The sequence below is a fragment of the Serpentinimonas barnesii genome, from assembly GCF_000696225.1.
Lineage (GTDB): Bacteria > Pseudomonadota > Gammaproteobacteria > Burkholderiales > Burkholderiaceae_C > Serpentinimonas > Serpentinimonas barnesii.
In genome coordinates, this window is sequence record NZ_BAWN01000020.1 from 88,625 (window position 1) to 95,118 (window position 6,494).

Sequence of the window (6,494 nt, forward strand, 5' to 3'; positions counted from 1 at the left end):
GTTAAGCCGTTGTCGCAAATGCCAGCAGGGGCTCTATGTGTGCCCGATCTTGCGCTCAACAGCCCACTAGCCCAGTCGCTCAGTTTTTCCATTCGGAGACCCATCCTTCATGTACCAGCATATCAAAGTGCCTGCCCAAGGCCAGAAAATCACGGTTAACGCCGATTTTTCGCTCAACGTCCCCGACCAGCCCATCATCCCCTACATCGAAGGCGACGGCACCGGTTTCGACATCACCCCGGTGATGCTCAAGGTGGTGGATGCCGCAGTGGCCAAGGCCTACGGTGGCAAGCGCCAGATCCACTGGATGGAGGTCTATGCCGGCGAGAAATCGACCCAGGTCTATGGCCCCGACGTCTGGCTGCCCGAAGAAACCCTGGCGGTGCTCAAAGATTACGTGGTCTCGATCAAGGGCCCGCTCACCACGCCCGTCGGCGGCGGCATCCGCAGCCTCAACGTGGCGCTGCGCCAAGAGCTCGACCTCTACGTCTGCCTGCGCCCGGTGCAGTACTTCAAGGGCGTGCCCTCGCCGGTGAAAGAGCCGGAAAAAATCAATATGGTGATCTTCCGTGAAAACTCCGAAGACATCTACGCCGGCATCGAGTACGAGGCGCAGTCGCCCAAGGCGCAAAAGCTGATCAAGTTCCTGCAAGAGGAACTCGGCGCCACCAAAATCCGCTTCCCCGCCACCTCCGGCATCGGCATCAAGCCGGTCTCGAGCGAGGGCACCGAGCGCCTGATGCGCAAGGCCATTCAGTACGCCATCGACAACGACAAGCCCAGCGTGACCATCGTACACAAGGGCAACATCATGAAGTACACCGAGGGCGGTTTCCGCGACTGGTCCTACGCCCTGGCGCAGCGCGAGTTCGGTGCCGAGCTGATCGACGGCGGCCCGTGGTGCAAGTTCAAGAACCCCAAAACCGGGCGCGACATCGTCATCAAAGACTCGATCGCCGACGCCTTCTTGCAGCAAATCCTGCTGCGCCCGGCCGAATACTCGGTCATCGCCACGCTCAACCTCAACGGCGACTACATCTCCGACGCGCTGGCGGCGCAGGTGGGCGGCATCGGCATCGCGCCCGGCGCCAACCTGAGCGACTCGATCGCCTGCTTCGAGGCCACGCACGGCACCGCGCCCAAGTACGCCGGCAAAGACTACGTCAACCCGGGCTCCGAAATCCTTTCGGCCGAGATGATGCTGCGCCACATGGGCTGGACCGAAGCCGCCGACCTGATCATCAGTTCGATGGAAAAAGCCATCCAGTCCAAGCGCGTGACCTACGACTTTGCGCGCCTGATGCAGGGCGCCGAGCAGGTCAGCTGCTCCGGCTTTGGCCAGGTGATGATCGAGCAGATGTGATCACACGGCAGCGGGCTCGCGCTTGAGCCCTGCCTGACCCAACCCCGGCCCGCGAGGGTGCGGGGTTTTTCTTTGGCCGGTCCACTCTCGCTAAAATGGCCCCATGCCCAAACAACCCGATCTGAGCCCCCAGTTGCCCTCGGGCGACGCCGCTGCGGTGCTGGAGCGGCGCCGCCAGCGCGTGCGCCCGCCCAAGCGCTACCAAGTGCTGCTGCTCAATGACGACTTCACCCCGATGGAGTTCGTGGTGCAGGTGCTGCAGGAGTTTTTCAACAAAGACCGCGAGAGCGCGACCCAGATCATGCTCAAAATCCACCTCGAAGGCCGGGGGCTGTGCGGGGTCTACAGCCGCGACATCGCCCAAACCAAGGTCGATCAGGTGCTGCAAGCCGCCGCGCACCACGGGCACCCGCTGCAATGTGTGAGTGAGCCCATTGAATAAGGGCGCATTTGCCCCAATTGCTGCACACCGATCCGCAAATCGCGGTAAATTAGAGGCTCGCTTGAAGGAAACGCACCATGATCGCCCAAGAACTTGAAGTCAGCTTGCACATGGCCTTCGTGGAAGCGCGCCAGCAACGCCACGAATTCATCACCGTCGAGCACCTGCTGCTGGCCGTGCTCGACAACCCCAGCGCTGCCGATGTGCTGCGCGCCTGTTCGGCCAAAATCGACGAATTGCGCAAGTCGCTCACGCACTTCATCAAAGACAACACGCCCCAAGTGGCCGGAGCGGACGAGGTGGACACCCAGCCCACGCTGGGTTTTCAGCGCGTGATCCAGCGCGCCATCATGCACGTGCAGAGCACCGGCAACGGCAAGAAGGAAGTCACCGGGGCCAATGTGCTGGTGGCGATTTTTGGCGAGAAAGACTCGCACGCCGTGTACTACCTGCACCAACAGGGCGTAAGCCGGCTCGACGTGGTCAATTACATCGCGCACGGTATCAAAAAGTCCGACCCGCCTGAGCCGACCAAGCCGGCTGAGGGCGGTGGCGCGGCCGACAACGAGGAGGCCAGCAGCGAGAGCAAGGCCCCCGAGAAAGCCTCGCCGCTGGAGCAGTTCACGCAAAACCTCAACGTGCTGGCGCGCGATGGCAAGATCGACCCCCTGATCGGGCGCGACTACGAAGTCGAGCGCGTGATCCAGATTTTGTGCCGCCGGCGCAAAAACAACCCGCTGCTGGTGGGCGAGGCCGGGGTGGGCAAAACCGCGATTGCCGAGGGTTTGGCTTGGCGCATCGTGCAAAAAGAAGTGCCCGAGGTGCTGGCCGAAGCCACCGTGTACTCGCTCGACATGGGTGCGCTGCTGGCGGGTACCAAGTACCGGGGCGATTTCGAGCAGCGCTTGAAGGGCGTGCTCAAGTCGCTCAAAGACAAGCCGAATGCGATTTTGTTCATCGACGAAATCCACACCCTGATCGGGGCCGGTGCGGCCTCGGGCGGCACGCTCGATGCCTCCAACCTGCTCAAGCCCGCGCTCTCCAGCGGCGTGCTCAAGTGCATTGGGGCCACCACCTTCACCGAGTACCGTGGCATTTTCGAGAAAGATGCCGCCCTTAGCCGCCGCTTCCAGAAGGTTGACGTGGTCGAGCCCACGGTGGCGCAAACCATCGACATCCTCAAGGGCCTCAAGAGCCGCTTCGAAGAGCACCACAGCGTCAAGTACGCAGCGGCGGCGCTGCAGGCGGCGGCCGAGCTGTCGGCCAAGTACATCAACGACCGGCACCTGCCCGACAAGGCCATCGACGTGATCGACGAGGCCGGTGCGGCGCAGCGCATCCTCACCCCCTCCAAGCGCAAGAAAACCATCGGCAAGGCCGAGGTCGAAGAGATCGTCGCCAAAATCGCCCGCATCCCGCCGGCCAGCGTCAGCAGCGACGACCGCGGCAAGCTGCAAACCCTCGAGCGCGACCTCAAGGCGGTGGTGTTTGGCCAAGACAAGGCGCTCGAGCTGCTGGCGGCCAGCGTGAAAATGGCGCGCTCGGGCCTGGGCAAGCCCGACAAACCCATCGGGGCCTTTTTGTTCAGCGGCCCGACCGGGGTCGGCAAGACCGAGGCCGCCAAGCAACTGGCCTACATATTGGGCATCGAGCTGATCCGCTTTGACATGTCCGAGTACATGGAGCGCCACGCGGTCAGCCGCCTGATCGGCGCACCACCGGGCTATGTGGGCTTTGACCAGGGCGGCCTGCTCACCGAGGCCATCACCAAAAAGCCGCACTGCGTGCTGCTGCTCGACGAGATCGAAAAAGCGCACCCCGATATTTTCAACGTGCTGCTGCAGGTGATGGACCACGGCGCCCTGACCGACAACAACGGGCGCAAGGCGGATTTCCGCAACGTGATCGTGATCATGACCACCAACGCCGGCGCCGAGACCATGAACAAGGCGGCGATTGGTTTCACCAACGTGCGCCAGGCTGGCGACGAAATGGCCGACATCAAGCGCCTGTTCACGCCCGAGTTTCGCAACCGGCTCGACGCCATCGTGGGCTTCAAGGCGCTCGACGAGTTGGTCATCATGCGCGTGGTCGACAAGTTCCTGCTGCAACTGGAGCAGCAACTGGCCGAGAAAAAGGTCGACGTCAGCTTCAGCGACGCCTTGCGCAAGCACTTGGCCGTCAAAGGCTTTGATCCGCTCATGGGCGCACGCCCGATGCAGCGCCTGATCCAAGACACCATCCGGCGCTCGCTCGCCGATGAGCTGCTGTTTGGCCGCCTGACCGACGGCGGGCGGCTGGAGGTGGACATCGACACCAGCAACCCAGACAAGCCCGAGGTCAAGCTCGACATCCAGCCGCTCTCCAAGAAAGACCGGCATGCCCGCGCCGAACCGGCCGAGCCGGAAGAGGCTACGGCCGATTGAGGTTTGGATTGAGGTTCAGCCCAGCGGCCAGGTCAGTATCTGGCCGCTGGTCACGGCCACCAGCACGTGGCGCGTCGCGGCATCAAAGCCGATGTCGAGCACACCCAAGCGCTCGGTGCGGTCGGTCAGCGAGCGCGGCAGTTGCCACGTTTGCCGGGCCTGCCCGCTGGCCACCGTCCACAGGCTGATCTGGCCGTTGGCGGCTGCAGTGAGCAGCAGCGCGCCATCGGCCGAAAAACGGGCTTTGCTGAAGCCGCCGCGCACCGCCCCCACGGCCGGGTGCAGCACGGTGTTCTGGCTCAGGTCCCAGATTCGCCCCGGGCCGTGCGCCGGGCCGGCAAACAGCAGCCGCTGGTCGGGCGAGAACACGGCGGTGGTCACCGGGGCCTCAAACTTCCAGGTGATGAAGGCCGCTCCCTGCTCCAAGTTCCAAGCGCGCAACAGGCCGTCGTCGGCCCCGGTCACGCCCATGGCCGCATCGGCGCTGATGTCCACGGCGCGCACCGCCTCGGCGTGCGGGATGATCACCGGCAGCCGCACGTTGTGCCCGTCGAGCAGCCAGGCTTCGCGCGAAGTCAGGCCGGCCAGTATGCGCCGCCCTTGCTTGGAAACCGCCACGCTGCGCACCCCCGCCTGCGCACTCCAGTGCCCCAGCACGCGGCCGTTGCTCAAATCCCAATGCACCAAGTTGTGGCGTTCGGCTGTGACGCCGCGCGCGCCATCGGGCGAAAAAGCGCTGGCAAAGACCTGCGCCCGCTCTTGCTCGGCGTGGCTTAAGGTGGCCAGGCGTTGTTGGGTGCGCCAGTTCCACAGCCCGGCGCCTTGCTGCACCGAACCCACCAGCGCCTGCTCGCCGTTGGGGCTCAGGCGCAGCGACAACACCCCGCCGTAGCCCAGCGCCACGGTTTCAGCGGGGGGCTCGGCGCAGCCGCTCAAGGCCAGCAGGCCGCCTAGGCCACCCAGAGCGGCGACGGAGCTGCGCAGCACCTGCCTGCGGGAGGGGTGCCAAACGGGGGGCTGCGCCAAGGCGGCGGGGTGCAAAAGGGGCTTCATGGCGTGGCGGACAGGCGCTGGCAGTCGATGGGCGGGCGTTGGTTAAGGCGAATCTGTAGGCTGCTGGCACCCAGCCGCACCTCCAGGCCGGGCTGGGTAAAAGTGGCGGCGCTGCCCGGCGCCGGGTGCAGCTCGTGATTGCGTCCGTCGCGCACCAGCACCGCCACGCCTTGCTGGGGGAAATAGCGCCACTCGACGCGCTGGCCGTCGGCGCAGGCATAGTGGGCGCGTTGCATGGGGGTGGGGGGGATGGGGGCGGCCTCGGTGGGGGTGTGGGCGGCGGGGGGATCGGGTGCGGGGCTGGCCGGTGCAGGCGGTGTTGCGGGCGCCTGCGCGGGCGGCGCCCGCTCGCAAGCGGCCAAGGCCAGAGCCAAGGCAAATGGGGCGAGCAGGTGCAGTGGGGCAGGGTGCGGCATGGCCCCACCAGCATAACCCATAGTGCCGCGGCCACGCCTTAGCTGGGCAGCAAAAAGTGCTTCGTGCACTGGAGCGCCCTACAATCCAATCCATGGCGCACCCCCACGACACGGGCTACAAATTCCTGTTCTCGCACGCCGAGCTGGTGCGCGAGCTGCTCGAAGTCTTTGCCCCGCCGGGGGTGAGCGAACTGCTCGAATACGACACCCTGAAGCGCGAAAACGCCAGCTTCGTCACCCCCGCCATGAAGCAGCGCGAAGACGACGTGGTCTGGTCCGTCAAGCTCAGCGGTCAGCGCATCTACTTGTATTTGCTGCTTGAATTCCAGTCCCGCATCGACCGCGCCATGCCGGTGCGCATGCTGCAGTACGTGGCCGCCCTTTACGACCACTTGCTGCGCAGCAAAGCCATCAAGCTCAAAGACGGCCTGCCCCCGGTGCTGCCGATCGTCCTCTACAATGGTGACAAGCGTTGGCTTCACAGCCCCGAAGTGTTCGACCTTATCCAGCCACACCCGGCCGTGCTGAGCGCCTTTCAGCCTAGGCTCAAATTCTGGCTGCTCGACGAAGGGCAATTTAGCCCCGCATACCTGCTCGGCTTGCAGCGCGTCATGGCCGCGCTCTTTCTGGTCGAGCGCGCAGCCGGGAGCCTAGAAGATGTCAAGCTAGCCATACGCCACTTTGGCCAGACGGTGGCCCGATCACCGCGCAAGGCACTTATCGACCAGGCGCTGATCGAATGGCTGCGCCACCGCAGCGGCCACACCTTGCCCCAACTGTCCGAACTGGCCCAA

The 6,494-nt window shown here is 64.6% G+C and carries 6 protein-coding genes; 4 read left to right on the forward strand and 2 right to left on the reverse strand.

The genetic code is table 11. From position 1 onward, the window contains the following. Nucleotides 1-109 precede the first annotated feature (109 nt). The 3 genes from icd to clpA all read left to right on the forward strand — a co-directional run bounded on the left by icd (nt 110) and on the right by clpA (nt 4,231). Nucleotides 110-1,363, forward strand: coding sequence for an NADP-dependent isocitrate dehydrogenase (gene icd / locus SRAH_RS06865; RefSeq protein ID WP_029462611.1), 1,254 nt, complete (start codon nt 110-112; stop codon nt 1,361-1,363). 103 nt (nt 1,364-1,466) lie between these two features. Further along, a complete protein-coding gene (gene clpS / locus SRAH_RS06870; protein ID WP_029462612.1) occupies nt 1,467-1,805 on the forward strand; it encodes an ATP-dependent Clp protease adapter ClpS in 339 nt (112 codons plus the stop codon). A gap of 77 nt (nt 1,806-1,882) precedes the next feature. Then, nucleotides 1,883-4,231: an ATP-dependent Clp protease ATP-binding subunit ClpA gene (gene clpA / locus SRAH_RS06875; RefSeq protein ID WP_029462613.1), complete on the forward strand. Its 2,349-nt coding sequence runs from the start codon at nt 1,883-1,885 to the stop codon at nt 4,229-4,231. A gap of 15 nt (nt 4,232-4,246) precedes the next feature. Here the strand turns inward: clpA and SRAH_RS06880 are convergent, their stop codons facing one another. Continuing rightward, entirely contained in the window at nt 4,247-5,284 is a 1,038-nt protein-coding gene (locus SRAH_RS06880) for a WD40 repeat domain-containing protein (RefSeq protein WP_052369116.1), read from the reverse strand. Beyond that, nucleotides 5,281-5,700: a hypothetical protein gene (locus tag SRAH_RS12840; RefSeq protein ID WP_197537861.1), complete on the reverse strand. Its 420-nt coding sequence runs from the start codon at nt 5,698-5,700 to the stop codon at nt 5,281-5,283. The genes SRAH_RS06880 and SRAH_RS12840 overlap by 4 nt, the downstream gene beginning before the upstream one ends. Nucleotides 5,701-5,792: 92 nt before the next feature. On the opposite strand from SRAH_RS12840, the gene SRAH_RS06890 reads away from it, so the two are divergent. Next, nucleotides 5,793-6,494: Rpn family recombination-promoting nuclease/putative transposase (locus SRAH_RS06890; protein ID WP_029462616.1), on the forward strand; the 702-nt coding region annotated here is incomplete at its 3' end.

What these genes read in the sequence shown, in the direction of transcription:
- icd (WP_029462611.1), top strand. Translation starts at nt 110, where the DNA reads ATGTACCAGCATATCAAAGTGCCTGCCCAAGGCCAGAAAATCACGGTT.
- clpS (WP_029462612.1), top strand. Translation starts at nt 1,467, where the DNA reads ATGCCCAAACAACCCGATCTGAGCCCCCAGTTGCCCTCGGGCGACGCC.
- clpA (WP_029462613.1), top strand. Translation starts at nt 1,883, where the DNA reads ATGATCGCCCAAGAACTTGAAGTCAGCTTGCACATGGCCTTCGTGGAA.
- SRAH_RS06880 (WP_052369116.1), bottom strand. Translation starts at nt 5,284, where the DNA reads ATGAAGCCCCTTTTGCACCCCGCCGCCTTGGCGCAGCCCCCCGTTTGG.
- SRAH_RS12840 (WP_197537861.1), bottom strand. Translation starts at nt 5,700, where the DNA reads ATGCCGCACCCTGCCCCACTGCACCTGCTCGCCCCATTTGCCTTGGCT.